The sequence below is a fragment of the Leclercia sp. CFBP8987 genome (genome assembly GCF_034044995.2).
GTDB classification, from domain to species: Bacteria; Pseudomonadota; Gammaproteobacteria; order Enterobacterales; family Enterobacteriaceae; genus Enterobacter; species Enterobacter tamurae.
On record NZ_CM188255.1, the window covers coordinates 489,874 to 516,430 of the forward strand.

Here is a 26,557-nt window from a genome sequence, read left to right on the forward strand (position 1 = left end):
TGGCATTTTCGGTTCGATAATGCTTAGAACACCATGCCACCATATTTCGCCCTCATGACACTCATCTTTGACAGTTCGTCCTGCTTCTATGGACTTTAGAATGGCGATTATTTGGTGTTAAGTGAATCGGATTTTACGCATAGCGATTTCTCCTCAGAGGACATAATCAGTATGTCGTAAGAACTCTAGAAGTTAATGGTCCGTTTAAGCAGGATACTTACGATAACGCTAGATAAATATTGAATGTTCAGTTCATATGAATTAAAAGCTTATAACTGAGAAGCCTCCGCTCTAATGGGGGAGGCTTTTTTTTACTCAATGGAAAAAGTAATCATTATGTAAATTTTTATTTTTCCTGTATGTGAACGGAAGTGTTAAATATCCAAGGTATCTTGTTCGCCTAATGGTCATCTTTTCAATCAAATAACCCCAAGCTTTACATACAATTCTTTTTTCTCTTTCATGCTGTTATCCAATGGTGCAACTCGTAATGCTGCTTTCAAATAAGCTGCAGCACCAGAGTAATCACGCATTTGCTCGCAAACTAAAATGAGTTGGCTTAACACATGGAACTTCATTGGAGTTGTTTGGTTTACTCTCTCCAATAGTGCTCTTGCTTCAGGATATTTTGCTTCAAGGCCAAGGATAGATGATTCTAAATACATGGTAGTCGCATTTTCTGCTTCAACTTGCTTTCTTTGCAACAGCCAGGATTTTGCTTGACTTATATTGCGCAACTGTAGGTTTGTCTTAACTATCAGCTCGAACAAAGCCGCAGGTTGAGTCAATTTACCCTCGAGCAAGATCGCTTTATTATCTTCTACAACTTTTTCAAAGTCGAATAAGCGATTGGCGCGGTACAAGGCAATAAGTTGCTGATGTAAAGCTTGTAGATCTTTACTGCGGCCATACTCCTGCGACGCTAACTGGGCAGCCTTTTGGTAAGATTGATTGGACATTGCTTCAAGTACCGCACTTGACCAGTCCTGATCAAGTTTAGTCTGAAAAACTGGAGCAATAGCACTAACTTTTAGTTGCTTAGTGGTAGCTGCATCAAATGCATGAATTAAGTCGGAAATAGTTGAAAAGCGATCCTCCGCTCGTTTTTGTAAGCAGGTAAGAACCACTTGCTCCAAGTCCGTATGAATAGAGCTATTAATCTCTGTCGGAAGCTTGAAAGGTGCGTGACGCTGAACTTGTGCTGGCGTATCATGGGGCAGTTTCCCTGTCAGCAGCTGGTATAGCAAAACACCTAAGCTATAGATGTCGCCCAACAGCAACTCTTTTAGACTACCCCTACGGCTATCGACGTTGGAGAACTCTGGGGCCGAATACAACACAGTCCCGCCATTTTCTCGGGTACGAACGTAAATTTCTTCTGGTAAAGCTGAGCTGCCAAAGTCCGTCAACTTCACCAGGTCCCGTTCGCCAACCAAAATGTTATGTGGCTTAATATCTCCATGGGATATTGGCACTGGTAGCTCGGCCAAATAATGTACAGCACAGAGCACTTGACGATATATTCTGAATAAACGTTCATAGGTCTGGCCAAAATTACGCTGCCTGTCATCGAGCTTTTGCGCCAGGGTTTGGCTTGGGAAATATTCCATTTCAATATAGAACCATTCATTATCTATACGGCCCATATCAAAAATTTGCACAATATTTTCGTGCGGCTCGACGTCTAAAAGCTCTTTACCTTCGGCAAGCTGGCGGTCTTCCCGAGTAATATCCTTAGGGATTTTTACTGCGACAATTTTTCCATCTTGCAGGCGCTCCGCCCGCCATACCCAACCATGGCTGCCATCACCAAGGCATTCAAGTAACAGGTATTTGTCACCAAGGCGTTTATTCGTCCCTGGCAAAAAATGTGCTGATTTTATATTCACATCAACACCTCATAGTGAATTCTGTCCAAAACAATCATGCTCAGATTTTTGATAAATAAAAAGCGACTAAACACCACCTCAACATCAGGAGCGGCGCTTACTTGGGTACCAGTGGACGAAGTGAAACCCATGCGGCAAATGTCTTTCAGTTTTCGGGTATCAGGCGCACCTACTAAGCCTTGGCTCCAGGCACTGAGGACCAGGGTTTTGGGGCAATGATTCCAGCGCTGCGCTGCTTCCAGTAAGTTTTTTAATTTTTCTTCTAGCTTTTGCTGCCCCTTCGCTGAACCATCAAAGCGTTCAAACTCGATTAAACACATAGGTGATGCAGATGATTTATGAAACCAGCCCGAGTCTGAGCGAATATCAGCACCAAATGTACCTGGAGCCGGACATTCCACTACCGCCATAAATGACTGTTCATGCCCGAATGTATTCCAAACGCTACAGCCTAAGCTGTGGACCAATACATCCTGGTCCAATAGCTTACTGCTTGCTAAAAGTGGAAACGTCTCATTTACCCAAGCTACTTCAGGCATAGGCACCTTAGCCATTGAAAGAGCCCCAAACACGCAATACCTCCGGTGATTCACCACCGTGAATTAATGCCTTACTACCAACTTTAACAAGCAGTGGTGCAGGGATTGAACGACCACACACCAGAGCTTCACCGGTTGATAAACTCGGAAGTTCCTCCAGGTCAGCTTTGCTCACCATATCTGATGCTTTAGCTATAAATCGTTGATCGTCTGGGTTCTTTAAGCGCATCGTAATTAGCGTATTGCACTGAGAGGTTACATCTGAATCTAATTTCGATGGACGCTGGCTCACAATGCCAAATCCAACACCAAATTTACGACCTTCACCGGCGATCTTTTTAATAATGCGGTGACTGACTGCATTGCCACCGGCCGGAGCAAAATTATGGCCTTCTTCGTAAATGATAAAGCATGGGCGCAGCGGGTCCGTTTTGCTCGAGGCCGCCTTTAATATTTCACTAGATAACAGTGCACAAATGACTTGCTTAGCGGTATCACTCAAACCTTGTAAGTCAACAACGACTAAACGCCCTTGTTGATTGCTCGGGCGTCCCACCATTTTGTAAATATCAGTTGGCTCAGCCATCGTAGCACTGTAAAAACTTTTGGCTTCATTAAGCACGCGTGAAAGCTTCATCGAGGCGACGGCGGCACTACGGCCTGATAACGCCTTCGCCTCAGCTTCAGAAAGGTCGTCCCACTCTTTTAACTCTTCAATGCCATCACCTAATAAAAAGCGTAGGCGGTTAATATCTCGTGGCTCGCTCTTATCTGCAGAGCGCCAATAACGAATTGCAACATCGAGTACCCGTTGTTGCGGTTCCGTTAAACCAGGTAATATTTCAGCAATATCGTCCATTTCAAAATGGTCAAATTGAAGCGCTAATGGCGTATTCTTACTGGCGTATTTATGTTTAAAAGATTCGTGCTGCGGCGAGTAAACTTGAATACCAGCACTGACGGCTTGCAGCTTTTCAAAGGTCTGTTTAATCAGTGGCAGTGCTTCTTGATCACGCTTATCGTCAGTGGCATCTAAGAAGCTTGAGAATTGCAGATTGCCACCAGCGAGGGCTTTACCGTATTCACCATGTGGGTCAAATACCACCACAGTGCCGTTATTAACCGCGACTAAACGTTCTATAATGCGGCCAACAGTATAAGACTTACCTGACCCCGTCATCGCCAGAACAGCCAGGTGCTCAGTGACCAATTTGTTGACGTCAATAAAAACCGGAACCGTATTCTCGCCTTTGTCGTAACCTACTAAGTTGCCCAAGTGCAAACTGGAGTGTTCATTAAATTCGTAAAAATCACTTAAAAACTGAAAATCGACGGTTTCAACAGCGGTACCCGGGTTAAGTGGGCGACGTGGAATTTTGATCTGACGAGTCACAGGATCGCGGTAACCAACCAATTCGACCTGAGCAAACATATTCTCACCGGTTACATTCGCACCGGGCAAAAGCTCTAGCTCAGTCACACCATCGCCAAAGCCGGCGTTATAGAGCATATTGGTACGACTGATCTTGGTCACTCGCCCCAGTACGGCGACTTGCCCCTCATCTTTGCGTTCCTGGTGCATAATGCGTACAAACTCACCACGGCGTACTGAAAACGAGTCTTGCACAACCATAGTTAACTGGCTGGCATCACCGGTGTTACCGACTAATTTACCTAAAACTTTATAAGCCATTATTCAATCCCTCATCCAGGCCTGCCAACCATCCTGCCTCAATATCATTATTCTTCAGTGCCTGGTGTAAACCCTGGCGATAAAACGTAGCAAATTTCGGTAAAATACCAAGCTGTTGATAGCCAAGTAATTGCGGTAGCGGCATTGCATTACCTTTGTTTTGCATATCCAGCGCCATCAGGCGAGATGCAACTAAATCGAGATCAGCACTTTTCCACTCTGGTTCGTCACCCGCTAACTGCACCATTTTTATCTGCCCGCCTCGGGCACTACGGAAGTGAAAACCAATTAACCCTTGTTTAGCTTCAATGTTAGGTTCAATGCGGTTTTCTTGTTCAGACAAACGAAATGCGATGGTGCGCGAATAGTTGCCTAAAATGCCATTGATAAATCGCAAATCTCCCACGCCCACCAAACTTTCATCCAGGCCTGCCAGATTTTGCATCAGCTCCTTAGAAAACCCATCAGATGCTAAAATTTGTTTGCGGCCTTGTTCGGTACGTAAATCTTGCTTGGCGATACTGACAATTGCGCCAAAGCGCTCAGCCAAAATGCTCGCAAGCACTACACCATTCTGATTCCATGGGAAAAGTTTAGAGCGATGGTTTTGCCAAAAACCTTCTATCACTTGCTTGGTTTTTTCGTACTCTTGTTTATGACGAACATTGCGCTCCAGGGGAGCCATATCCCGTGCTAAAAACAACGGCGTATCCAGCAAAATTAAATCGCTAGGCTCATAACTTAAAATTTTTTTCTCAACTAACTGATATGCCTGACGAATTTCAATTAAATCAAGCCGTTTACGCTGTGCTTCAAAATCAATATCATCTAATTCTGATACCGAGTCGCTACCCACCGTGCTGACTTTATTGTCATCTATTAGCAAATCTGTGCGCACTGCTGCACTGGCATAAATAAAACCACCCAATACCTTGTCTAAGCACGATTTAGTCGCAATACCAGCTACGCGTAAATTAACGATAGTGGGCTTGGGGACCGCTTTCACCAAGCCAGCATCACGAAACAGCGGTGCCACTTGCTCAATATCACGGACCTGTTTAAGCAAACGTCCTGCACTTCCAGGTAAGCGGAGCTGGCTATCGATGGCGAGAGATTGTGCTAAATTCATCGTTTTGTTCTCATTCATGCTTATAGCGCTCCTGTGTGTAGCTGCTCGCTAAGTAATGGGGCATAAGCCCAATATTGCGAGGCTTGTAGGCATGTTTTACCGGTGGCGGTTATGCCCGCTTCGTCGATAAAATCGTGCTGCCTCAACATCTCACCCCGCTTGACAATATCAAGGCTGTTGACATCAAACATCAGCTTAACCGCATTATGCTCAGACAGCGCTTGTAAGCTCATGGAACTTCCGGCGTAGAACAGTAGCAATACAACCAGATCGTGCTTATCGGGTATGTAATCAGTTGATGGTGCTTTGGGTTCGGTGATTTGCTTTGCAATGCCTGCGTGGTCCATAAACCAATTCAACCAGCTCACTAAGAGCTCACTATGATCGAGTAAATTTAGCGACCACAAAGGTAAAGTGGTAAAGGCCAATAGCCCACTGTTGCTGTGTTTTCGTATATAGCGGGTATGCACCACATCGCCGGCCTGGTGTTGGTGGCGATCTGCACTACCAGTAAAGCCAGCAATAGCCTGGTCTGTTTCACTGGTTAGCAAAGCGGTTAGCCCCGGTTCCTGCATCCTCAAAGTCGCTGGTACTAATTGCCAGTCTAGTGGGCAGGGTAATTGAGCTAATAAGGTAAATTGCTCAGCTTTCGGGTTTATTACCAAAGCGGCACAGCCTGCCTGCATAGCCCAGAGATACAGCCGCTGTAAAGTATCAGTGTCAGTCAACTCTTCTGCTTGCACTATTAACAAACCGCTGGTTGGAGGTGAGCTAATCCAATCCGTTGTTAACGGTGCCGCACCCGCAACAGTATGCAAAAATCGGCCTTTACGAGTACTGGCCAGTGCCGCAGATAAATAAAGACTCATCGCATCGCCTCTATAAACCAGTGGCAAAGGTAAGGCGCATTTTTACAATCCCTTTGTCTACAAGTCCTTTCTGTTGCTCAGGTGTTAACGCGGGCTCTTGGTTTTGGCTCAAAGCCTGATAAATCGGTTGCCAATCCGCCAGTGTTAAGCCTGTATCCTTTAATATTTGCTCACCTTGACTCTGCCATTTGGCCTGGGTGCTATCACACACCAATTGAAGTTCACTGACACCCAAATTGCTCACATCCCCAAGAGTCAACGCTGCTGGTTCCGCTTGCTTTTGAGAAGCTAATAGTGGTTTTAATAACGGCAGCCAGCTGTTTACCTGCTCGATGGAGCTGCGTCTTACTTGGTTTAGACGCTCTTCAATTTTAAGTAGCTGGCCTTGAATCGGTGTAATTTGACCGCGTGCCGGTTTTAAAAGCTCTTCTGGTAAATCCCGTAACGATGAAAACTGCCCATTGCGTAAACTGTTTTGCATACCTTGGCGCTTACTCTCTGCATCGCTGGGGAGATCGGCAATAGCGTCTTCAATGAGCTGTAACTTCATTAGCAGTTTTGGTAGCTCTGCAATGTCATCAGCGTACTTATACTCAGCCGTGGCGCTACTAAGCCATTGTTGCAACTGTTGGGCGCGTTGGTTTTGCTCTGCGAGGTTATTAACCAGCTTCCCAAATCGTTCTTTGCAGTTGCGGTAGCTAGACAAAATATTTCCCTGAATCTCCGCTATCGGCAGCTGTTGATCACTGTGCAGGTTTAAACCCACTTCTTGCGCTAAGGCTGAAAGCTTGTCTTGTGCTTTACCTAAATCGAGTTTACGCAGGTAATGCAGTAAGGTATCGCTGTCTGCTTGCTGCTCTTTTTGGCCAGTGGCACTGCTAGTATCTTCTTTTAACGCGCCGTCTAAAATATGACCAATGGTGCGCAGCGTGTTGGTGTACAGACGTTTCGGGAAATTCGTCAGTGGGGCACACTCTGTTTCAACATCTATGATTAAATCAGCGAGTCGGTTGTTGATACGCTCAGCGCTGCGCTCAACAAAATCGGCAAATAAACAGGCCTGTTCAATCCGTTGATAAAGCGAGGTCGTTTTGTCTTCTAAGCTAAGAATATGGGCATCTTTTAGCATGGGCTTGGAACTATTAAGCGGTTTAACCTTTGCTACTAGCTCCAGCACGTCAGCACGTTTGTGGATAAGCCCAGCCAGTACTTGCGTGTCATTGGCTTCGGCAATGTCAGCCAGTTGTTCTTCTAGCTGTTTGAGCACGTTAAATAGTGATTGTGCTTTTTCCAACTGCTCTTTAGCTTCCACGGTGACAAAACCCAGCTTATTTGTACCCAGTGGCGCGAACATTTCATTAATGCGTGCATAACCATACACGCGGCTCATGACTTCCACATTGGCTGCGTAGCTGCCCATATCGTTACCGCTGAACCAGTTTTGTGCTTCGCTAATGGCATTTTCTAAGCGGGAGCGCGGGTAATGCTCCCAAATTGCCTGTTTTTCTGTTGGATTGGTTAAAGTGAGCAAGTTCAGCTCTCCACACCACCACATCCAGTCATTAAACACGCCTTTGGCGGTAATGCTCGTTTCAGCCACATAGGCGAAATAAAACTGCTGCTTAAAGCCTTCGAATTGCCACTTGTGCTTTTTATTAGGATGAGCAATACGGGCTAAAAATAATGGGATCTGCGCCTGGCTTCGCTGCACATTATTAAGTTCAGTAAATAGCCCGGCATGTTCATCGGCCGTGTAGCCTTTGGCAATATAGCTGCCCGGCACTTTAAGTTTATCCAACAAGCTGCTCAGCTCATTCACTGGCACGCCGTGTTGCTGCTGTAAATCGAGAATACCGTTTAACTCAGGGTGAGCAATAGCGAGCTGGTACCAGCCTTTAAACAACAGGTCGCGGTCATTCGGCGATAATTTACCATCTACCTTTAACGGCCAGGCAATTAAACCGCGCTGCTGCAAACGCTGACGCCACTTGTGAATGGCATCCGTGGCAAAGGTAGCCAGGGCATGCAGCTTGTTTTTGAATTTCGCGGTAAAGCTGTCGGAAGTTAAATTCACTCCGTGCAGTTGGTATGCTTCCAGGCTTAATCCAATACGCTCTAGCTGGTCTGCTTCGCTTGGGTTGACATAATGCAGCAGTATCGCATCACGCAATTCGTTTCTTTCATCCAGCCGGCTGTATTGCTCCATGAGATGTGCGGAAGCGGTTAACGCTAATACCGGTGTACGGCCATTTTGCTGGCTGTGGTTTGCCGCAAAGGTGTGAAGACTTTTTAACTCAATTAGGTTACTGACCCAGGCAAACAAGGCTTTACCTTCTGGGTGAAGCTTAAATCCATCCAGGGTAAATAAACCACCCTGGCGGCCACGGGGCTCGGTTAAAATGGCCAGAGGTGCATCGTCGCTGCCCGTTTTATTACTCAGCAAGATTTCATCATAGCGCCAGTTGTTATCCAGTAATCTCACAAAGCCCGTTACACGGGCTAATGCCTTGATGAGCGGCTTCTGGCTACTTTGTTTGCTAAGTTCACTCATAGCCTGTTCATGACCATCGCCCATGGCGGGATCTTTAAAAATCAGCGAGTTTTGCTGGGCACTGCGATAGCGCAAATCCAGGCGCAGTAACATCGCCACACTGGGGCCAATATGGGTTGCTTCGCTGGCGTCCAGCTCGGTAGTTTCACCCACTAACTTGTGCCATAAGGCATCGGCAGCAAATTCAATCGCTGGGTGGTCATACACCAAGCTGAGTAAGTATTTAAACTCACCTTTTGACAGTGGCAGTAATACCGCGCCTTTATCGCCGCTTGCGGCTTGTTCTTTAATCGAAAAAGTACGCAGGTTATCCAGCAAAGTATCTAAGCTTAGCGCTTGATCTACTGCAGGGTAGTACCATTCATCTTTATCGCGGCGGAATTTGGCTTGCTCCAGGGCTTGTCGGCACTGTAGGCGGTCAATGCTCAGTTTGCGGTAATGAGCTGCTATGGGTTCCAGATCTTCGTTTTTCAGCGCCAGCAATTCACTGGCATGGCTCACTTCAGTTAAGCGCACGGGTAATTGGCCGTAGAGCAAACTACGACATTCGGTCAATAGTGCCTGGTCGCGGGTTTGAATGCCTTCTATCGCGCCTTTATCCAGCACATGCCTGGCCACGCGGCCAGAACCTGCCAGCACAGCTTCAAATAAATCGCCCACATCCTTGATACTGCGGCCTGCTTGTTGGTATTGACTCAGCACCGCATCCACATTAGCCATGACCACGTTAAACCAACCGAAGTTGGCACCACTCATGGCGTAAGCAGCTTCCACTAAACCAGCCGGGTAATTAAAACCCAGCTTGCCGTCTTTTAAGAGGCTTGCCACATAGTCTGATACATCGGCAAAGGCATTGTGCTCAAGTTCCACTAACTCAAAGCGGCGTGCGACCGATTGAATTTCGCGCAATTGCTGGCCAAGCAGTGGTGAACATAGTGCCACATAGCGCAGCCATGGAAGTTTACGGCGCGGGTCTTCTTCTTTGATCGCTTTACCAATCAGGCGAATGGCCTGGCCATCGAGGCGCTTGTCTTGTTCATCTTCCAGGCCGAAGGTGGCGGCTTCTGCCACGGTTTCCAGCTCGTCCAGCACCACCAACATATACTGCACGCCAAAGCTCTTTAATACCTGGTAGGCAGCTTGCACCAAACTTACTACCAGAGTTTGGTCGGTATAGAGAGCTTCTTCACTGTAGTTGGCGTTCAGCTGTAAGGCATCTGCTAACAGTTCGGCTTTAAAGCCAAATGGCATTAAGCGCTCAAAGGCTTGTTTAGCTATTTCACTTTGAATCGAGCCATCAAAGGCTTGGGTGGCCAGTGGTAATAGCGCCTGATATAAACCAAAAGCAAACCAGTTATCCGAGTTTTGATAATCTGATGCCACTTGCGAGTAGCGAATATAGAGCGCCAGGTATTTATCTTGTGCTTCGTGATTAAACAGCTGCTTATCGTGCAGTTGGCCTTGTTCATCGCGAACAAACCAGCCCCTGGAACAGTCATTAATTTGCGCGACCAATTCATGGCCCAAACGTGATTTACCCCGGCCCCATTCGGCCTCGACGGCAAACACATGGGCAAAGCGATCATCGTCGTGATCTACCGTATGCAAAAAGGTTTGAAAGCGTTTGAAAAATCGGCTCTGGCCCACTAACGGGTCGCGAGGTGGGTAATCTGATACGCCCGTCGCCGCCCAGCGATGTTGTTTTGCCAGGCTATCAACCATCTGTTCGTTTAAATCAAAACTCATAACGACGATCCTTGAAGGTTTGTTCTATTGGCGGCGCGTTTTTTATTGGCATAGCAGTTTTGCGCCAGTTGCTTAATGGCCCGTTGTAAAGTTTGGCTTTTGTAGCTAAAAATCGGTGCTAACGGCAGACTGTAACAGGCATCGCTAAAGCTGGTGTGAATTCTGTAGTGACCGGATTCGCCACGGCCGACTTCGGTAAACCGCCAGATTTTTTTTGCCAATAATTCGGCAATTAATGGGCTTAGGGTTTGGTTTAGGCGATTGAAGCTTTCTGTATTCGCATCGAGCGCCGGGTAGAGGGTGATATTGAGCTCACCGAGCAGAAGCACAAGAAACTCAGCCAAACTGCCCAGGCTCACCTCATCACCTTCAATACCTTGTACCGCCACATTTATTTGACCGGGGGCAAAGGCATTTTGCCCGACAGGTAAAGTGAGCAACAAGCCGCCACGCTGCTCCGCAGCCCAAGCATCTTGCACAAAGATAATGAGACTGAGTAAAAATAACCAGGGTTGTTGGGCAAATAGCTCGGTAAGCGGCACGCTATCATGACCTGAGCGGGAGACCAATAACCAATCGGCATTGGGTTTAAGGTCATGTTCATCAAGCAAGGTATTAGGAAGTGCTAACAAACGCCCGCTACACCAATTGTTTGCAAGTTGTTTTGCGGTTAAATCCACTGCTTGTATAGGTGCCTGTGGTTCATTTTGTTCGCTTAGCTTCAGCAAAGTATGACAGGCGCGCAAAATACGACATAAAGCGGGAATGGCTGCGTTGTCGTTTAGGCTATGGCCGAGTAAATCGCGTTCGGTTTGCGCCAATGGGCCGGCAATGATTTGCGGCGTGGTTGCAGTGCTTTCCAGTTGGGCTAAGACCCATTCACTGGCATTGCCCAGTTGCTGAATGAGTTTAACCAATACCATTGTGTCATTCATCGCGCCTGCTTCCTGGCAGCGAGCAGCAGCTAGATTTATCCAATGTTGGCGAATATCTGAGTTTAAGCCTAACAACGCTAATTGCCATTCACCTGACTGGCTTAAACCGTTAAAGGCATTAAGCAATGGTGCGGTGAGGCTATAGGCGCTAAGAATATCAGCTTCGGCGTCGTTCTTTTTCGGCTGCATTATTGGTTGTAACAGTGACCTAAGGGCAGGCACAGCCGCCAATAACAACGCTGCTTTGTTGGCCATCAAACCACCTTGTTGCCAAAGCAGCTGGAAGAGGTTAAGTGCCGCTTCGCTATTTAACGTGTCGTTATTTTGCCCGGTTGTACTGCTGTCCATGCCCCTTATCTCCATCTTTACTCTTCAGCCTCAGCTTGTGCCGCATCTTCCAGCAAACTGTATAACTCGTCCACATCGCTAAATAGCGGTGTGGCGCCTTCTATGGCATAACCCTCAGCGCTCAGTTTGCTTAAAATCGCCTGGTCTAAGCTGTTGTCGCCATCTTCCAGGGCTTGTTGGGCCTTGATTAATTGTTGCTCGGTCAGTTGGCCTTCGATCAGGGATTCGACAAGGTTTTTTGCAGCTTCGGTAAGACGTTTAGCATAGACATAAGCAAATTGCGCATTGAGAAGTTTTTGGCCCCAGCCATCAACAAATGTCTTTTCAAAATCAGGAGTGATGATATTAAGTGGTACATTGTCATCAATGGCGGGATATGCACTACCTGAGTTCCAGCGCATAAGTTGGGTGGTAGCATCATCGGTTCTTAGCCATGCATGATAAAAGGCAGCCAGTGTTAAAGATGAAAACCTTAGAACACTGAAGCCAGATGTCGCAACCATTTCTGACTGGGTTACATTATCAACTATAAAACCAACATTTTTCCGATTTGGCCTTACCGTAGAAACTAGCACATCACCTTGCTGAACTTTAGTTTTAGCTCGTGATGGTGCATCTGTCGTTGGCGTTGGTACTGACGAAACTTGGCCCGTTATAATGTCTAACCCACCAATTTCATAGTACTCAAATGTATCAGCTTTATTTTTATTCCATGCACCTTTAACCTGCTTTGTAATTAAACCTAGGCGTTTACAGCCTTTAGCTCTCATTTTATCTTCTAGCGCGATGTAGTCTGGGTGATAGAAAACGCTGTCTAAACGTTCAGTGAAAAGCTCTTTTGCTCTATATTTTTTGGTTTCATTACGTTGAATATCATTAATATATGCAGGGAATGTCTCTGATGCTTTTTGCTGTATCGACTTCGCCCAAGTGCGCAGTTGCTCGGCTTGGCGAACTTTATCCCCGATGTATCTTTGGGCTAGAGGTAAAACTTTAGGAACAGCTAGCGAGCGGACACTTGGAAAGTCAATTGCGGGGCGAGTTGCGCCATATGCTTCCTTCCAGATTGCAACTTGTCCGGTTTTGCTATTCAAGTATGCCACCAAGAAGTGTGCGTCAACTTTTTTTGGATCAGGCTTGAATCTGACTGAGTGCTGACTAATGTTGGCCGGCAGATGTTTAGCTGACACAACAGCCGATTTACCAAATTTTGCACCAGTAATCGTAAGTAAAACGTCACCATCTACTAAACGGCTACGCTTTAATTTTTCATCATCTTCATCGTTAATAAAAACAGCTTCTTCGGCTTGCAAGAACATTTCTTCAACTTCAGAAGTGCGATAAAACTTAACACGGCCTTTTTCTAAATAATTTGCGCCTAAGGGCGTTGCGCCGCTAGCCACCCCGCGCTTTGAATCAATTACCGCTTCCAGAGTCAAAGCACCTAGGTTGTCTTTTATCTTATTAATTTGCCTTTCAAATCGAGGTTGATAATGCCAAGGATCAATCCGTCTTTCAGACAATTGTTCGGGTGTTCTTTTAAAAATAGTTGTCATCATTCACCCCGCTTATAAGCTGACACTATGTGATCCAGATCGTTGGCGACACCGGCGTTATAGTCTTCTATATTGTTTTTCACCACATAACCCAACGTTTCTGCCACCGCCATAAATACTTCGATTTGGGGCTCAGGTAGAAATTTCTCTGGCTGGTTGGGATTAGCATGGCGTTTTTGTAAATACAAAATCGAGGTTTTGGCGCCTGTGCCGGAGAGCTTAAAGCAATCGCTTGGCAGAGAAATCACTGCTTTGACTATGGCTTTACCACCAACAAACTCGCCGGTTTGCTCGTCTTTTTTGCCCATAATGTACTCACGCACATAGCGGTCGCCCGAGTTACATAAAATGCCATCGGGTAGCACAATCATTAGGCGGCCACCGGGTTTAAGCAGTTGCAGGCATCGGTCAATAAACAACACAGCTGGGTCGATGGTGGCACCTACTGGTTGCCAGTTGCCTTTGCTATCGGGTTTGCTGCCAAGGGCCAGTCCTTCGGTCGTAGGTTGCAAACTGTAAATCGGCTTTTTATCAGTGCCACCAGTGCGGCGCAAATCGGTGCGGTAACCTGCCCATTTAGGCTTGCCGTTATCATCCAGTTCTAAATCACCAATATCCTGCCACTTCATTTTTATGTGGTCGTAATAGGCGTTGTAGCTATCTGCCACTTTTACGGTAGGACGGAAGCCACCGAGCACTTGCTCCATATGGCGCTCATAATCTTTTTTAGATTCCTGCTCGTTTTTACCAAAGTTAGGCGAACCAAACGGTGGGTTGGTACAAATAAGGTCAAAACTATTCGGCTTCAATGCCTGTGTTACTAGAGAGTCTTGTGTCTGGAAGATCTGAGCTTTGGGAGCGCCTTGTAGAGCCATATTAACTCTTGCTAACATAACCATTCTGGGAGTCGAATCAGCACCGGTAAACGCTTGAGATTTTAACGTTGCTTTCAGCTTCTCCTTTTCTAAATCCGGCATACCAATTTCATTATCAATAAGCTTTTGCAATTGGCTTAATACCACAGAGCCAAAGCCAAAGGATCCACAAGTAGGATCACAGAAACGGAAGTCACCATTAGATAAACGGGCTAATTCTGTACTATCGGAAGCAATATCATGTAAGGCGATTTCTACCATTGCCTGTTTGACCGGATTAGGAGTCAGGTAAACCCCATTTCCACCTTTAGAGTCGAAATTAGCTCGCAAAAAAACATCGAATACGCGGCCTAATAAGTCTCCTGAAACATGACCTAAATTACCTTGATGATGAACAATATTGCCGCGATTATCGGTTACAGGCCCGAGATCTTGAATCGCTTTTAACAGTGAAATGAAGTTTTCAGGCCGATTTAAATTAATATGAACGCGTTCGGAAAAAATCGGGTTTTTAGTGCCATCATCAGTGATAACGATATAATCTTCGTGGCTTTTTAGAGCTTCAAATGCATCACGGATTAGTTCAACCGCTTTTGCACCATGCTGTTCTACATATTGCCATGTGAATACTTCGCTTAGCACGTACTCATCCCCACTCTTTGACTTGAACGTCAAGTTTGCATCGTGGTGAACTCGAAAACTTTCGAGAAAAAGCAGTTTTGCTACTTCTTCAATAATAGCATTTTTGTCATCAACATTATCCCTGGTGAACCTGAATACCGATTCGTGCCAGAAATTTAGTTTTTTCATCAAGTCGGTATAAGTCTTCATTGACCATCTGAAGGTTTGGTCCCTTTCGAGTGTTTTGTACTCTTTCAGTTCACTTAATGTGGGGAGTTTATCTACAGCTAGAGTTCCTTGCGAGCTAAACAAGCGAACATATTGTATTTTACTGCCATCGTAAAGTACTGCGAATATTGGCCACAGTTCTACATCTGTATCTCCGAGCAACTCAATAATAAGTTGCTCTAGTTTTGTAAAATCTGAAGCATATTCCCAACGATCTGAATTTAAGGTAATTAACATTACAGTAGGTGTTAAATTTCCTTCAACCAAGCCTTGAATGAGACCTGCTTTGGCGAATTCATGCTCGGGTAATTCGACCAATGGCTGAGTAAACTCGGTGTGCTGGTTGACCAGTTTATTGAACAGTACTTCTAGCTGCTGTTGCGGATCTTGCTTTTTTACCTTTGTTTCTTTTGCCATGATGTTTTCTTAATTCCTTTAATACAGCCAATGGTTACTACAAGTGTCGGCTAATTTATCAATACCAGCAAGGGGCCTTTAATCTCTATCTGCGCGTGCTTCTGCGCCAGTTTGCGTATCTGCTGTTCACTGGTCGTAATGCCTGCCGGGAGTTTTTTCAGTACTTGTGCCAAGGGCATTCGCCCACCGGCTTGTTGTAACAATGATACTAAATGTGCAGCAACATCAGGTGTAACCTGGTACGTTGCCGTTGTGGACCCTTTTAGATGATTACTTTGAGGCAATGAGGCAAGCCATAGCGAAACTTGAGACTGGCTAAAGCCAAGTGTTTGCCAGAGAGTTTGGTTCTCATTAAATACAACGGCAGCGCTTCTGGGAGCTGCTGTTTGCTGAGTAATTAGTTGTTCCAGGCTTTGTCGCTGGTATTCATGGGTCATCTCATGCCTCCACTATAGGATACTGAAGCAGCCATCCGATCTGGGTTGGGTCTCATTGTACAGGACACGTCACTCGGCCACATCATCCTCTCTCCACGCTTTGCTGTTATCTGGTATGGCACAACCCATAATTTTAAGGTGTTCGAGAAAGCAAAGTGCTGCTGTATCGGTTGGTTAAAGTCATCGTGCGCAGGGTAGATCAGGTACATTTCACCAGTCCCATCAAGATATTTTTGGCCGTAGGCAAACATTTGATAGAAGTCAGCTTGTGCCAGTCCATATAGTGATTTTGTTTGCTGGCTACTATTCACCAGCTTCCATTTCGTATCCATCACCATTTTGGTTTTAGCCAGATGATGTGACTGAATCAACAAATCAGGACGAAGCTTAAAGCAATCGTTAAGCCCATGCTTTACCAAAGAATGAGTGGCAGCCTGCGGTTTAACTTTGAGGTGAGGGGGTAATTCGCCGGGCAGCGTTTGCGCAACAAAAGATTCAAACACCGCTTCCATAGGGAACAAGAGGGATATCGCTTTGGTATTTCCCTGCAAGGCACTCGGGCTCATTCCTGCAAGGATCAACTGCGCCCACGCTATTGGTTCGTTGTAATGGGCCATACCACGTTCCAGGCGTAAGCTGTTTATATCGCTTTCAATATCCCGACTAAGTGGAATACCGTCAAAAGCAAAGCGCAGCTCGTAAAGCCAGCGTTGATTCTCTGATGACATCTTTAGACTAGGTAGCTTATCCAGCGCGGAGTGTAAGAGCCGATTGGCTGAACAATCCGGCATGTAGTCATCATAATTGACACAAAATTTATGACGATTCACCACGTTATGCCGCAACTGCGCGGAAAGCATCAGTTTGCCCTTCATAAAAGGCAGATTCCTTTGCTCGCTCACATAGTCAGAGCGTAAACCTTGTTTAAGCAATTGGCTGACGCTATGTAAAAACTGACTGATAAAAATCTCGAGCAACGGCATGCGCTGTGCCTGAAGAGTGGCCTGCTGGGTTTGAATATGCCGAAAACCAGGCAGATGGCTTAGCATTGTCAGCAGTGTTTCTCGCGCACTCGCTGTAGTGAGGTTTTTACCCACCTTAGGCAGTATCTCAAGCTGGAAACCGTGAGGTGTGGAAAGCATACCAGCGTAGTTTTGCACCTGAAGCAATTTGAAACCTGAGCGAGAGGTGAGCTTGAGAAATTGGCTTCCTTGAATATTCGTTAGGCTGAGCGCTTCTAAATAATCAAAGACCTGTTGAGGAACAAGCTTTGCGCCAACTGACGCCGCTTTTCCACTCCCTAGCAGGTCATATTCAAAAACAGAGACCACTTCATCCATGGTTTACAGCCTGCTCATCAAGGGTGGTCTGCTGTGGCTGATAGATAGCACGGTAAGCCTGTGGCATATTCCAGATCTCTTGATCAAATGCTTCTAGCTCGTAAGCTGTCGATTGCTGATCATGGCGTCGTAAAGCATGGTTGTTACCAAAAAGAGTATCCAGATCGTCGGTTTTCTCAATTACGAATTGCAGGCTGTCGTCTTGCTTTTGGTTGTCCGCCAGCACCAACCTGATCTTGTTCCAGTCATCGAAAAAGTATTCCTGTAAAAGCGGAATGATCTTTTTCTGGAATGCGATCTTCAGTTGTTTAAATGCAGCTTCTTCATCACCAGCATCGAGTGCATTTTTTACCGGCATAAAGAACGCATGCCCCAGTGCATGTTCACGATCGTAAAGCGCTTCGATGCGGCTATTGAGTTTCTCTAACAACGACTCGAGTTCTATGCCCTTTAACTTGATTCCACTAAGTAAAGAGAGATCAGGCATCATCTCGATAAAGTCAAAGCGACGGCGCAAAGCCGTGTCCATCAGAGCTAAAGAACGGTCTGCGGTATTCATGGCTCCGATGATGTCGACATTGGCGGGTACGCTGAAGTGATCGCCGCTATAAGACAGCTGCAGGCTCATTGCATTGGACATACCGGCACGCTTGTCTACTTCAATGAGTGAGATCAATTCGCCAAAAATCTTGGAGATATTGCCGCGATTGATTTCGTCGATGAAAATGGCGTAGCGATGGGCTGGATCGGCATTGGCACGCTGGCACAGCCGCATAAAGATACCCGGCTCAATAGGGTAAGAGATATTGCCACTTTCATCGGAGCGAGCGCGGATACCCTCAATAAATTCTTCATAGCCGTAAGATTGGTGGAAGGTAACCACTGCAAAACGCTGGATGGCTTCGGCAGATTTTGGACCGCGTTTAAGTTCGGCGTAGAGCTCTACCAAGTCCTCCACTTGCTCGAGCTGTGAATCGACGAGCAACCACTCGCTGTTATCTGTTTTGTTAAATACGGCAGGCTCACGCCGATTCTTATAATCAACAGTTAACGACTCCGGAACGGTATAGGATTGCAAAGCCGCCCAGGCAGTATTCGATAGATTGCCATTACGACCGTTTAATAATGCCTTACGTTGAAACCACATATGTTCAATAATTTGGCGAACTTTGGCTCGTTTCCCAAGATCGAGCAGCACCAGCGTTATAACCTGCATCCAGTTCAACGATTCAAGGCGAGAATCCAGCCAGGCATCACGATCAGCAGGAACTGCATGAGAAGTGTACTCTTTCATTTTTTGCTGCAACGTGAAGGTCTTGCCAGTGCCTGGGGGGCCAAAGAAGATCACGTTAGTTGGTGAATGTGGAATGGTCTTGTTCTCGATGGGCTCAATGCTGGTTATGGATGTCGTGCTAGCTACTTTCTCCTGCTTTTGTTCATTGTCGCGTTCACGGAGCAATTCATAGAGATGCCAGATGGCCATATTCACGTAATAAGGATCTTTGTTAGGAGATTGGGCGTGTATGGCTTGTTTCAATTCATAGTTTTTCTGTAACCAATTTCCGGTCAGTACCAAACCGAGATGGAAGTGTTGATTTAGGAATTCTGCTGCTTTATTGAAAGCATTCTCATCCACAGTACTGGTGTAGTTTTCTGGCGAGAACGCGGCAAAGACACGATTTCTTAAACTCCAATACATGCGCTTAAGCTCTCCGGTCTCTTTGGCCTGCTGCAGCGCACTGCCTACATATTGGTAGGTAGCTTCATTCGGTTGCTGACGAACACGTTCAGTGAGTTCTCTAAGCAATGGGATGCTTTGCTGATATTCTGCTAATGATGGAACGCCCTGACGAATACTGGCAATACCGTTATCACGTTCATACCAGAGCCTCTTAACTAAATCATCCGTTTCAGGCTCAGCAAAAGTTGAGGTTTGTTGTAGCAAGGTCGTAAATTCACGGTATCGCTGATCCCACTTGGAAGCTGAGTAATTTTTATCTTTCGCCAGTGAATCAATCAATTCACTGATCGTCAGCTTGCCTGCTTTGACACTATCTACAAGATCCATCGTGATATTTCCTCTGCTATTACATTACTTACCAGGCAGCTAGTCTGGTGTTTTATAATCTATATTACCAAGCATGCTATTGTAGCCAAGCGCCATAAGTAAGATTATCAATGTACAGTACATATTTTTCATAAAAACGATTTTATGCTCTCGAATGGATTTTAGGCACATTAACCTTCAGCCGCGCTTCTTGTATTTCTTTATCATGCAGAAGTGATTTTGCTATCAGCGGAGCATGGGTACTATGAGAATTAGTGCAGGGCATGCCATTTTAAGGAGTGATGGTTTGGAGTTGAAAGATAAAAGGGAGAAACTGAGTCGCCACGGGCTTCACAGAAACCTCTGAGTCATTTATGTAATGTTCGTTGCCAAAGAGGGCTGAATAGTGAAGTGTGCATGCTGTGAGAGTGAGTAGGTTGCATCAACTGCCTCGTGAGTGAGCAATGCGTTCCTCTTGCCAGTCTTCGACTTCACTCCGTAGCCAGCGGGAACTGCGACCGAGTTTAATGGGCTTTGGGAATTGGCCATCTTTTATAAGCTTGTAAAACCATTTGTCCGTAAGCCCTGTAAGCTTCGTGATGAAGCGCATATCCACCAGTTGTTCACCAAGCAAAGAAATTTGTTCTGTCATGATGCTGTCTTCCATTGTGGGATTATCCTGAGCCAGTGATGATTGCTTCGTTACCACCAGCCCTTCCACATCAATGGATTGATACGTAAAAAAGTGCAGAACGTGATTTACACCGTGCGAGGACGCCCCAGTCCGCTGGGCGGCGGTACCTCACTGGCTCCGTAATGATAATGGCCCTGCTTTTGCTCTTCTTTGGGAATGTAGCTGATGATGTAGCGCAGGTTATCGATGGCTTCGGTATCACCGTAGTTCACCGGCCTATCAATACTGACTTCATAAGTGGGCTTGTATTCTCAGCGGTTGTAATAGCCTTCTCGTTGCGTTATTTCCCGCCATATTGTTCCAACTCTCTCAGCTATTGGGTAGGTAGCCTGGTTAACTACCGAAACCTGTAACAGGATCACACAATAAATGAATGGTGATGTAAACGGTGAATCTATGTATTTGGTGAATTTGTGACGTTTTGCAGTTGAAGGGCGGACTCCAACACCTTTAATCAGGTGACCAAATTTACTCTGCCATTCCCATCACCTATATTTTAATCCTCTGCAAGCCGCTCACAGGGAAGGAAAAATGACGCAATACTGGTGGAAAGATTTATTGGATCGGAACAATCGCTGGCAGGGGCTGGAGCTGACGGTCCGGGCTGAGCAGCATCCCGGTTATGCCATGGAGATGCTCAGCGGCCACCATGGGCGCATGGCATTGCAGTTTCAGGGCGAGACGCTGTTCTGGGCCACAGTGTTGAAAGATCATTCCGGCGTCTGGCTGGTCTTTAACGCCGATCATCCCGGTCAGCAGGCGCTACTACCGTCAGTGACCTCGGCAGAGGTGGAGTCGGTTAAAGCGCAGGGCGCGCAGGCATGGACAGGCGAATGGTGTCGCTACTTTGCCCGGCGGCTGATGGATTCGCCAGCGCCATTGCTGACTGCCGGCCGTTGGCTGTTAAGGCCTATGGCACCGGTAAGTCGCTCCGCGCAACCCTCTGTACCCATCGCAGGCTGGCGTTTTGACTCCCCCGCCAGCGCCGGAAATATGGGCTGCGACTGGGTGCTCTATGGCGAGGACTTCCCTGATTTAGCGGACCCGCAAAAGGTCAGGCACGTGGACTGGTGGTGGGGCGGTAATTTGCTGTTGGGACGTTACCCGATAAACACTGATGCGGGGCGGCTGAAATGGTGGCGTAAAAAATGCCGTGAAGGCACACTGCCGCCGGTGTTGGTCCGGCACATTGCCGGGCTGGCGTCTTTTGTGATCCTTGACGGTCATTATCGTCTGCAGGCGGCCATTGCAGAGGGGATCCCACCGCAGTTTTTGGTGCTCAGTGAACTGCATGAGAGAGAGTTTCCCTCCGATCCGCAGCATCAGGAGCGTATTGTCCATGCGCTGGAGCTACAGCAACGTAAAAACCCCGCATGCAGCGTTGAGGGGATAAATCAGACGCTGATTAATCTCTATGATACCCGCTATCTCTATGCTTCAACCCATAGTCGCGCCCTGCTTGGCGACGGAGAAAACTGGGCGCGGGAAATTGAGGCTTATTTGCATAAACATCAGCTTGGAGAATATCTAAGAAGGATCCTTGAGCGGGTGGAGGTTTAAATCGAAGATGCTCTGAGGCTAAGAGCGCTGGCTCCGGCTTCAGTCCATCAGCAACCTTTAAAAAATTGAGGTTATGAGTTTTTTTAGGCCTTTCAGGCGTGGGATGACATTTAATAAAAATGAATTAATTATTGGCTTTACGCGAGGCGTTAATTCAGTTCGATTTCCACTCATTTTGTTTTATATATGCAAGATGCGTCATGCTTAATGCCCCCAACTCCGTTTATTAGTAGTTGCCTGACGTAGGCAAAGCCATATCATTCTGCCGAAACAAATCTCAATTTAGGGAATGAAGATGAAAGACGCGTGGCTGGATACGTGCTCTACCACCATCCAAAACTTCGTGGAACGCTCTACGAGGCTACAGCCAGATAATCTTGAACTGGACCTGGTCGAAAAAATCGATTTTGACTACCAGATTAACTTAAGTCTCGATTTTCGTATTAAGGCTACAGAATATACTCAGGTGGGGAGAGTCAGCCCCGGGAGCGGCACGCGGATTTTTACGGGTAATTTCCAGTACAACGAGGCTCTCCAGGCGGAAACCAGCGCGGTCTTGTCCCGGGCAGAAACACTGCGTGAAGCTCACGCGCTGGTCCTTTCCCAGCCTTACGGGGCTCTTGAAAAAGAGCAAGAGATCTATTCCCATCCAACTCGCCTCTGTTTAATTGAAAACTGCACTAGCTGCAATGGACGCGGACAGGTCAACTGCTCCTGGTGCTATGGTTCTGGTCGCGTGAGCTGCACCACCTGTGGAGGAAGTGGGCAGGTACTGGAACAGCGAAGCCATTTCGATCACTACACCAATCAGTATCGCACGGAGAGCCACTACCGGATGTGCTACACCTGCACAGGCGGTAAGGTGAACTGCGGCCACTGTAGCGGCTCGGGAAACCAGCGCTGTTCCCCCTGCGACGGAACAGGCGAAACAACCCGCATTACCCGGCTTGCCAGCGTTGCCGTGCCTCGTTACCAGTTGATCTACCATCGTGAAGATGTGCCGACGTTCATTAAAGATGGCCTCTACAAAGCGGGCATCCCGGAACTGGCAAGTTATGGCGCCGTTGAGCTGGCGGATTCCAGTATTGATGAGGGGTTGCGTAACGTTAATTTTATCTACAACGCCAGCGTACCCTTTGCCCGATTTACGAGCCAGTTACGTCAGGCTCAGCTTGCTGAACAACCTGTTAACTGGGTCGTTTACGGTCGTCATCCGCAAATACTGGATGCGGGACATGTCGTTGAGTTGATGCTGAAAAACGATCTCAATGAGCTCGTCTATCGAAGCACAAAAGGGAAGTTACTGAACCCGCTTGTTGCGGCGGTTAGCCGTAAAACGGTGGCCACCTTTATGGAATCGGAAGCTCACCAGGATATGCTGGATGCGAATCGTGCGGGTAAATCCGGGGAGATGCTCCGCGAAGCGATGAATCGAGGCGTTACCATAACCTATATTGATGAAGCCCTGACCAGCCTGAAAGCCATTACCCAGTCGGTCCAGAACTGGTCGGTGGTGAAGTGGGCAATCTTCAGCGCGGTCGTAATCTATCTGTTGATGCCTCTGTACACGGCCTATGGCGACATCTGGTTCAACGACATGACAGGACGGGTCTATCTTACCCCGCTCCTGCGCTGGGATAACCAGCATAATTTACTCACTTCCCTGGAAATACTGGCGCGTTACTGTGGCTTATTTATCGCCATCGTTGCCATTGCGATCGCTTTCCTGGGTTATTTATGGCGCAGGGGATGGGTCCGCTGGCGGATGGGTCAGCATCTGGCTAAGTGGGCGGTTAACAGGAAGATTTTACGTAGCGGCTGGTTCATGAGTTTTATTTTGACAAGCCTGCTCACAACGTCCCTGTTACTGTTTTTCCCGATCTGGGTAACAAATGAGGGCGAACTGTTTGGGCAGTATTCCATAATTGAATTCATTCGCTGGGGTGTTCAGTTTATAAAATAATATGACCCGGGCTTCCGGTATGTTTTCAGGGAGCCTCGCTTTTTACCCATCAGCCCGTTTTCTACAAACATGAAAGGCGCCCACCAGCGCCTTTCTCATTTCATCGTTGCCTTAAGCCTTTCGAAGCTTCCCGGAGATCACCCCAACAAAGTCCATCACCTGCTGTTGTTTCTGGTCCGACAGTTGACTCACCTCACGCATCAGCTTTTCAATCTCAGGCTCTCCCTGCCGGGATGTCAGGATCATGCAGCCCTTCATCACCTTTACATCCACCTTCGTTCCGGTGCTGAATCCGGCTTCATTGAGCCACAGGCCTTTCATGATAAACGCAGGGATGCGGGTGTAATCTCCATACCGCGTCGCATAACTTACGGTAAATACCCGGTCGTCAGCTTCAAATACTTCTGGTTGCAGTGATTCTGCAATACAATCGATACCAGTCATGGTTACTATTCCCTATAAATAGTGATTGTGATGAGCGATACGGGCATGTTGGCGCATGCCCGTATTGCGTTAAATAACACCTGTAAATTTACCCAGTAAATAAAAATAAGTCCAGAGTAATATAAAAAGTAATAAGCGTTATTCGGCTGCTTTCGAATATCCATTAAATATATTAATTTTCTGTGATTTATAATTTTACGCATAAGGAAATGATAAGTTATGACCGGGAATATCGAACAACGTATCTATGCGCTTGCCAGACGTTATAACGGCGTGTACCTCATCAATAACGAGAAAAACCAACAATTACTCAATGCCACTACAGACCTCGATACGGATATGTTGCTGGATGTCGACGAAGCAGAAGCACTCATGGAGGAGTTTTTTAGAGAATTTAATGTTAATAGAGGAAGCTTTAATATAAAGATCTATTATCCCGACGAGCCTTTTTCCTGGAATCCGTTTAAGAAATCTGCCCCTGTTCCTGTTCCCGACTTTACGATTAGCATGTTGATCGAATCAGCTAAAGCCGGGAAATGGTTGTACCGCTAATCACAACCCAAATGGACGTTATTGTGCATTTCGACAAAAGCGGCTTATGGGACATACCCATGATGAACATACAGGCAAACAAGTTTTATTGTTCCATAAACGGATTATAATTACCTCAAATGACCTGTTAATGAAACAAAGAGGCCTGTGATGGCAAAACCCTCTACCCGAACTTATTCCCGCCATAGCCGCGATGCTGCACGATTGCTGGGGTTAATGCTTCGTACGGCACGTATTGAACGCCAACTCACCGTTGAGGAGCTGGCCGAACGTGCCGGGGTATCGCGGGGACTGGTTTATCGTGCTGAAGAAGGGGATATGGGCTGTGCAATCGGCGCAGTATTTGAACTGGCAACCATTTTAGGCGTTCCACTTTTTACCCCTGACCCGGCATCGATGGCATTACATACCGCTAATGCAGAGAAAACCTTATCGCTGATGCCACGTTCAGTACATCATTCAAGGAAGGTGATAGATGATGACTTCTGATAACCATCATGACCGGGCATATGTATGGGTCTGGTTGCCTGACGCAACGCAGCCGGTTGTTGCAGGCGTGCTAAATCGGGATGGTAACCGGTTTATATTCAACTACGGGCGCAGCTATCTGGAGCGGGAAGATGCGATCCCTCTCTATGAACCGGAACTCCCGCTGGTCCGGGGCGCGATTTTCCCGGCACCGGGTCTGCAACAGGCGAGTGCATTACGTGATGCTGCCCCGGATGCCTGGGGGCGTCGGGTGATCCTGAACAGGTTGATGGGCGCTCAGGGAAGGGATGTCGATCCGGACAGGCTGGATGAGCTGACTTATTTGCTTGAATCTGGCTCAGACAGAATTGGAGGGCTCGACTTCCAGCTATCAGCTACGGAGTACGTGCCGCGAGCGTCTCAAAGCGCCTCTCTTGAAGAGTTGATGCAGGCGGCATCAATGGTTGAAAGTGGCAGGCCCTTAACCCCTGAGCTGGAACAAGCGTTATTTCATGGGAGTTCCCTGGGGGGAGCGCGGCCAAAGGCGATGATAGAAGCCGGGGAGCGTAAATTTATCGCCAAGTTCTCCTCCTCTACTGACACGTATAACGTCGTTAAAGCTGAATATGTCGCTATGCGCCTGGCTGCTTGTGCCGGGTTAAACGTTGCGCCTGTTCTTCTGCGCCACACGGCGGGTAAAGACGTCATACTGATTGAACGCTTCGATCGGATACGAAGCCATACAGAATGGCAGCGTCGCATGATGGTCTCTGCGCTGACCATTTTTGGTCTTGATGAGATGATGGCAAGATACGCGAGCTATGAGGATTTGACGGATATTATTCGTCAGCGCTTCGATGCACCTAAAGAGACGTTACGGGAATTATTTGGTCGTCTGGTTTTTAATATTATTTGCGGCAACACGGACGATCACGCCCGAAATCATGCAGCATTTTGGGACGGTAAAAAGCTGAGCCTGACGCCTGCTTATGATATTTGCCCTCAGGGACGTGCAGGTAATGAAGCCACGCAGGCCATGCTAATTATTGGCGACAATCGAATGAGCAATCTGGCGGTTTGTCTGTCGGCGTCGGCCAAATTTCTGCTGAGTGAGCAGGAAGCTATTGAACTCATCTCCCACTGTATCAGGTCGGTTCACGAGAACTGGGAAACGATATGTGGTGAGGCTTCATTGAGTGAAGTGGATCGCAGGTTTTTGTGGGGACGAGCGTTCCTCAATCCATTCATATTTGAAGGGGCTCCAGAAGCGATCATGCAGCTGCGTTGATTCGCGTTTTCTATTGTTGGCGAGCAGCCTATAACGAGGGATACGGTTACTGGGTGGTTGACAGCAAGCTTGAGGGAAAACCGGTTCTGATTACAAATTCTGGCTCTGATTACGCCGAGGGTGTGATTTCAATGAGTCAGAAAGGACGTGGCATCGGGGATTGCTGGACGTTGGCAAGCTGGGTTTGGGATGGTGAGACATTCCGCAAAAGTAGCCTTGCCACAACCGGGATGTGCCGTAATTTGCACCTCGGGGGCACCTGGGATTTACCTACCTGGGTGGCGGATGTTAAGCCCGCAAGTAAGCAAAAATAACGTCCCTTTGTGATTCCTCCTCGCATTCTGATACGGCCTTCCCGATTATCTTGT

19 protein-coding genes and 2 pseudogenes are annotated in these 26,557 nt (G+C 47.0%); 6 read left to right on the plus strand and 15 right to left on the minus strand.

All coding sequences use genetic code 11. The annotated features are described in order from the left end of the window. Window positions 1-419: 419 nt before the first annotated feature. The 14 genes and pseudogenes from SOM40_RS02335 to SOM40_RS02400 all read right to left on the minus strand — a co-directional run. Window positions 420-1,889: a protein kinase domain-containing protein gene (locus SOM40_RS02335; protein ID WP_320529863.1), complete on the minus strand. Its 1,470-nt coding sequence runs from the start codon at window positions 1,887-1,889 to the stop codon at window positions 420-422. Further along, window positions 1,886-2,443: a hypothetical protein gene (locus tag SOM40_RS02340; RefSeq protein WP_320529864.1), complete on the minus strand. Its 558-nt coding sequence runs from the start codon at window positions 2,441-2,443 to the stop codon at window positions 1,886-1,888. Before SOM40_RS02340 ends, SOM40_RS02335 begins: the two co-directional genes overlap by 4 nt. Beyond that, on the minus strand, window positions 2,436-4,121 hold the full coding sequence (locus tag SOM40_RS02345) for a helicase HerA domain-containing protein (RefSeq protein WP_320529865.1): 1,686 nt from the start codon (window positions 4,119-4,121) through the stop codon (window positions 2,436-2,438). Before SOM40_RS02345 ends, SOM40_RS02340 begins: the two co-directional genes overlap by 8 nt. Beyond that, the gene (locus SOM40_RS02350; protein WP_320529866.1) at window positions 4,111-5,268 is read right to left on the minus strand and encodes a hypothetical protein; all 1,158 of its coding nucleotides are present in this window, start codon (window positions 5,266-5,268) and stop codon (window positions 4,111-4,113) included. Before SOM40_RS02350 ends, SOM40_RS02345 begins: the two co-directional genes overlap by 11 nt. Window positions 5,269-5,270: 2 nt before the next feature. Then, a complete protein-coding gene (locus tag SOM40_RS02355; RefSeq protein ID WP_320529867.1) occupies window positions 5,271-6,119 on the minus strand; it encodes a hypothetical protein in 849 nt (282 codons plus the stop codon). Window positions 6,120-6,129: 10 nt separating this feature from the next. Next, the gene (locus SOM40_RS02360) at window positions 6,130-10,416 is read right to left on the minus strand and encodes a hypothetical protein (protein WP_320529868.1); all 4,287 of its coding nucleotides are present in this window, start codon (window positions 10,414-10,416) and stop codon (window positions 6,130-6,132) included. Continuing rightward, on the minus strand, window positions 10,413-11,699 hold the full coding sequence (locus tag SOM40_RS02365) for a hypothetical protein (protein WP_320529869.1): 1,287 nt from the start codon (window positions 11,697-11,699) through the stop codon (window positions 10,413-10,415). Before SOM40_RS02365 ends, SOM40_RS02360 begins: the two co-directional genes overlap by 4 nt. A gap of 17 nt (window positions 11,700-11,716) precedes the next feature. Continuing rightward, window positions 11,717-13,255, minus strand: a complete 1,539-nt coding sequence (locus SOM40_RS02370) for a restriction endonuclease subunit S domain-containing protein (protein ID WP_320530008.1) — start codon at window positions 13,253-13,255, stop codon at window positions 11,717-11,719. Further along, a complete protein-coding gene (locus SOM40_RS02375; protein WP_320529870.1) occupies window positions 13,255-15,396 on the minus strand; it encodes an HsdM family class I SAM-dependent methyltransferase in 2,142 nt (713 codons plus the stop codon). The genes SOM40_RS02370 and SOM40_RS02375 overlap by 1 nt, the downstream gene beginning before the upstream one ends. A gap of 50 nt (window positions 15,397-15,446) precedes the next feature. Further along, complete coding sequence (locus SOM40_RS02380; RefSeq protein ID WP_140472539.1) at window positions 15,447-15,833, minus strand: hypothetical protein; 387 nt, start codon at window positions 15,831-15,833, stop codon at window positions 15,447-15,449. Next, a complete protein-coding gene (locus SOM40_RS02385) occupies window positions 15,830-17,173 on the minus strand; it encodes an McrC family protein (RefSeq protein WP_320529871.1) in 1,344 nt (447 codons plus the stop codon). The genes SOM40_RS02380 and SOM40_RS02385 overlap by 4 nt, the downstream gene beginning before the upstream one ends. Continuing rightward, window positions 17,166-19,241: an McrB family protein gene (locus tag SOM40_RS02390; protein ID WP_320529872.1), complete on the minus strand. Its 2,076-nt coding sequence runs from the start codon at window positions 19,239-19,241 to the stop codon at window positions 17,166-17,168. The genes SOM40_RS02385 and SOM40_RS02390 overlap by 8 nt, the downstream gene beginning before the upstream one ends. A gap of 421 nt (window positions 19,242-19,662) precedes the next feature. Then, window positions 19,663-19,887 carry a helix-turn-helix transcriptional regulator gene (locus SOM40_RS02395; RefSeq protein ID WP_414672273.1) on the minus strand — a complete coding sequence of 75 codons (225 nt, stop codon included), beginning with the start codon at window positions 19,885-19,887 and terminating at the stop codon, window positions 19,663-19,665. Window positions 19,888-19,979: 92 nt separating this feature from the next. Beyond that, window positions 19,980-20,252, minus strand: a pseudogene (locus tag SOM40_RS02400) (YagK/YfjJ domain-containing protein); the annotation flags it as partial. A gap of 193 nt (window positions 20,253-20,445) precedes the next feature. Between SOM40_RS02400 and SOM40_RS02405 the strand changes: the two are divergent. Continuing rightward, window positions 20,446-21,474: a hypothetical protein gene (locus SOM40_RS02405; RefSeq protein WP_320529873.1), complete on the plus strand. Its 1,029-nt coding sequence runs from the start codon at window positions 20,446-20,448 to the stop codon at window positions 21,472-21,474. Window positions 21,475-21,769: 295 nt separating this feature from the next. Next, entirely contained in the window at window positions 21,770-23,437 is a 1,668-nt protein-coding gene (locus tag SOM40_RS02410; protein WP_320529874.1) for a DnaJ-like cysteine-rich domain-containing protein, read from the plus strand. Window positions 23,438-23,548: 111 nt separating this feature from the next. Here the strand turns inward: SOM40_RS02410 and symE are convergent, their stop codons facing one another. Continuing rightward, the gene (gene symE / locus SOM40_RS02415; protein WP_320529875.1) at window positions 23,549-23,881 is read right to left on the minus strand and encodes an endoribonuclease SymE; all 333 of its coding nucleotides are present in this window, start codon (window positions 23,879-23,881) and stop codon (window positions 23,549-23,551) included. Between the two features lie 219 nt (window positions 23,882-24,100). Between symE and SOM40_RS02420 the strand changes: the two genes are divergently transcribed. From SOM40_RS02420 to SOM40_RS02435, 4 genes and pseudogenes are all read left to right on the plus strand, one after another. Next, on the plus strand, window positions 24,101-24,433 hold the full coding sequence (locus tag SOM40_RS02420; protein ID WP_106996104.1) for a DUF1493 family protein: 333 nt from the start codon (window positions 24,101-24,103) through the stop codon (window positions 24,431-24,433). Between the two features lie 150 nt (window positions 24,434-24,583). After that, window positions 24,584-24,922, plus strand: a complete 339-nt coding sequence (locus SOM40_RS02425) for a helix-turn-helix domain-containing protein (protein WP_320529876.1) — start codon at window positions 24,584-24,586, stop codon at window positions 24,920-24,922. Then, complete coding sequence (locus SOM40_RS02430; protein WP_320530010.1) at window positions 24,912-26,189, plus strand: type II toxin-antitoxin system HipA family toxin; 1,278 nt, start codon at window positions 24,912-24,914, stop codon at window positions 26,187-26,189. The genes SOM40_RS02425 and SOM40_RS02430 overlap by 11 nt, the downstream gene beginning before the upstream one ends. Beyond that, window positions 26,171-26,503 (plus strand): annotated as a pseudogene (locus SOM40_RS02435) (DUF1176 domain-containing protein); the annotation flags it as partial. The gene SOM40_RS02430 and the pseudogene SOM40_RS02435, both read left to right, overlap by 19 nt. Window positions 26,504-26,557: the final 54 nt, after the last annotated feature.

Coding starts and splice junctions, on each gene's coding strand:
- SOM40_RS02340 (WP_320529864.1), bottom strand. CDS start 2,443: ATGGCTAAGGTGCCTATGCCTGAAGTAGCTTGGGTAAATGAGACGTTT.
- SOM40_RS02345 (WP_320529865.1), bottom strand. CDS start 4,121: ATGGCTTATAAAGTTTTAGGTAAATTAGTCGGTAACACCGGTGATGCC.
- SOM40_RS02350 (WP_320529866.1), bottom strand. CDS start 5,268: ATGAATGAGAACAAAACGATGAATTTAGCACAATCTCTCGCCATCGAT.
- SOM40_RS02355 (WP_320529867.1), bottom strand. CDS start 6,119: ATGAGTCTTTATTTATCTGCGGCACTGGCCAGTACTCGTAAAGGCCGA.
- SOM40_RS02360 (WP_320529868.1), bottom strand. CDS start 10,416: ATGAGTTTTGATTTAAACGAACAGATGGTTGATAGCCTGGCAAAACAA.
- SOM40_RS02365 (WP_320529869.1), bottom strand. CDS start 11,699: ATGGACAGCAGTACAACCGGGCAAAATAACGACACGTTAAATAGCGAA.
- SOM40_RS02370 (WP_320530008.1), bottom strand. CDS start 13,255: ATGACAACTATTTTTAAAAGAACACCCGAACAATTGTCTGAAAGACGG.
- SOM40_RS02375 (WP_320529870.1), bottom strand. CDS start 15,396: ATGGCAAAAGAAACAAAGGTAAAAAAGCAAGATCCGCAACAGCAGCTA.
- SOM40_RS02380 (WP_140472539.1), bottom strand. CDS start 15,833: ATGACCCATGAATACCAGCGACAAAGCCTGGAACAACTAATTACTCAG.
- SOM40_RS02385 (WP_320529871.1), bottom strand. CDS start 17,173: ATGGATGAAGTGGTCTCTGTTTTTGAATATGACCTGCTAGGGAGTGGA.
- SOM40_RS02390 (WP_320529872.1), bottom strand. CDS start 19,241: ATGGATCTTGTAGATAGTGTCAAAGCAGGCAAGCTGACGATCAGTGAA.
- SOM40_RS02395 (WP_414672273.1), bottom strand. CDS start 19,887: ATGGAAGACAGCATCATGACAGAACAAATTTCTTTGCTTGGTGAACAA.
- SOM40_RS02405 (WP_320529873.1), top strand. CDS start 20,446: ATGACGCAATACTGGTGGAAAGATTTATTGGATCGGAACAATCGCTGG.
- SOM40_RS02410 (WP_320529874.1), top strand. CDS start 21,770: ATGAAAGACGCGTGGCTGGATACGTGCTCTACCACCATCCAAAACTTC.
- symE (WP_320529875.1), bottom strand. CDS start 23,881: ATGACTGGTATCGATTGTATTGCAGAATCACTGCAACCAGAAGTATTT.
- SOM40_RS02420 (WP_106996104.1), top strand. CDS start 24,101: ATGACCGGGAATATCGAACAACGTATCTATGCGCTTGCCAGACGTTAT.
- SOM40_RS02425 (WP_320529876.1), top strand. CDS start 24,584: ATGGCAAAACCCTCTACCCGAACTTATTCCCGCCATAGCCGCGATGCT.
- SOM40_RS02430 (WP_320530010.1), top strand. CDS start 24,912: ATGACTTCTGATAACCATCATGACCGGGCATATGTATGGGTCTGGTTG.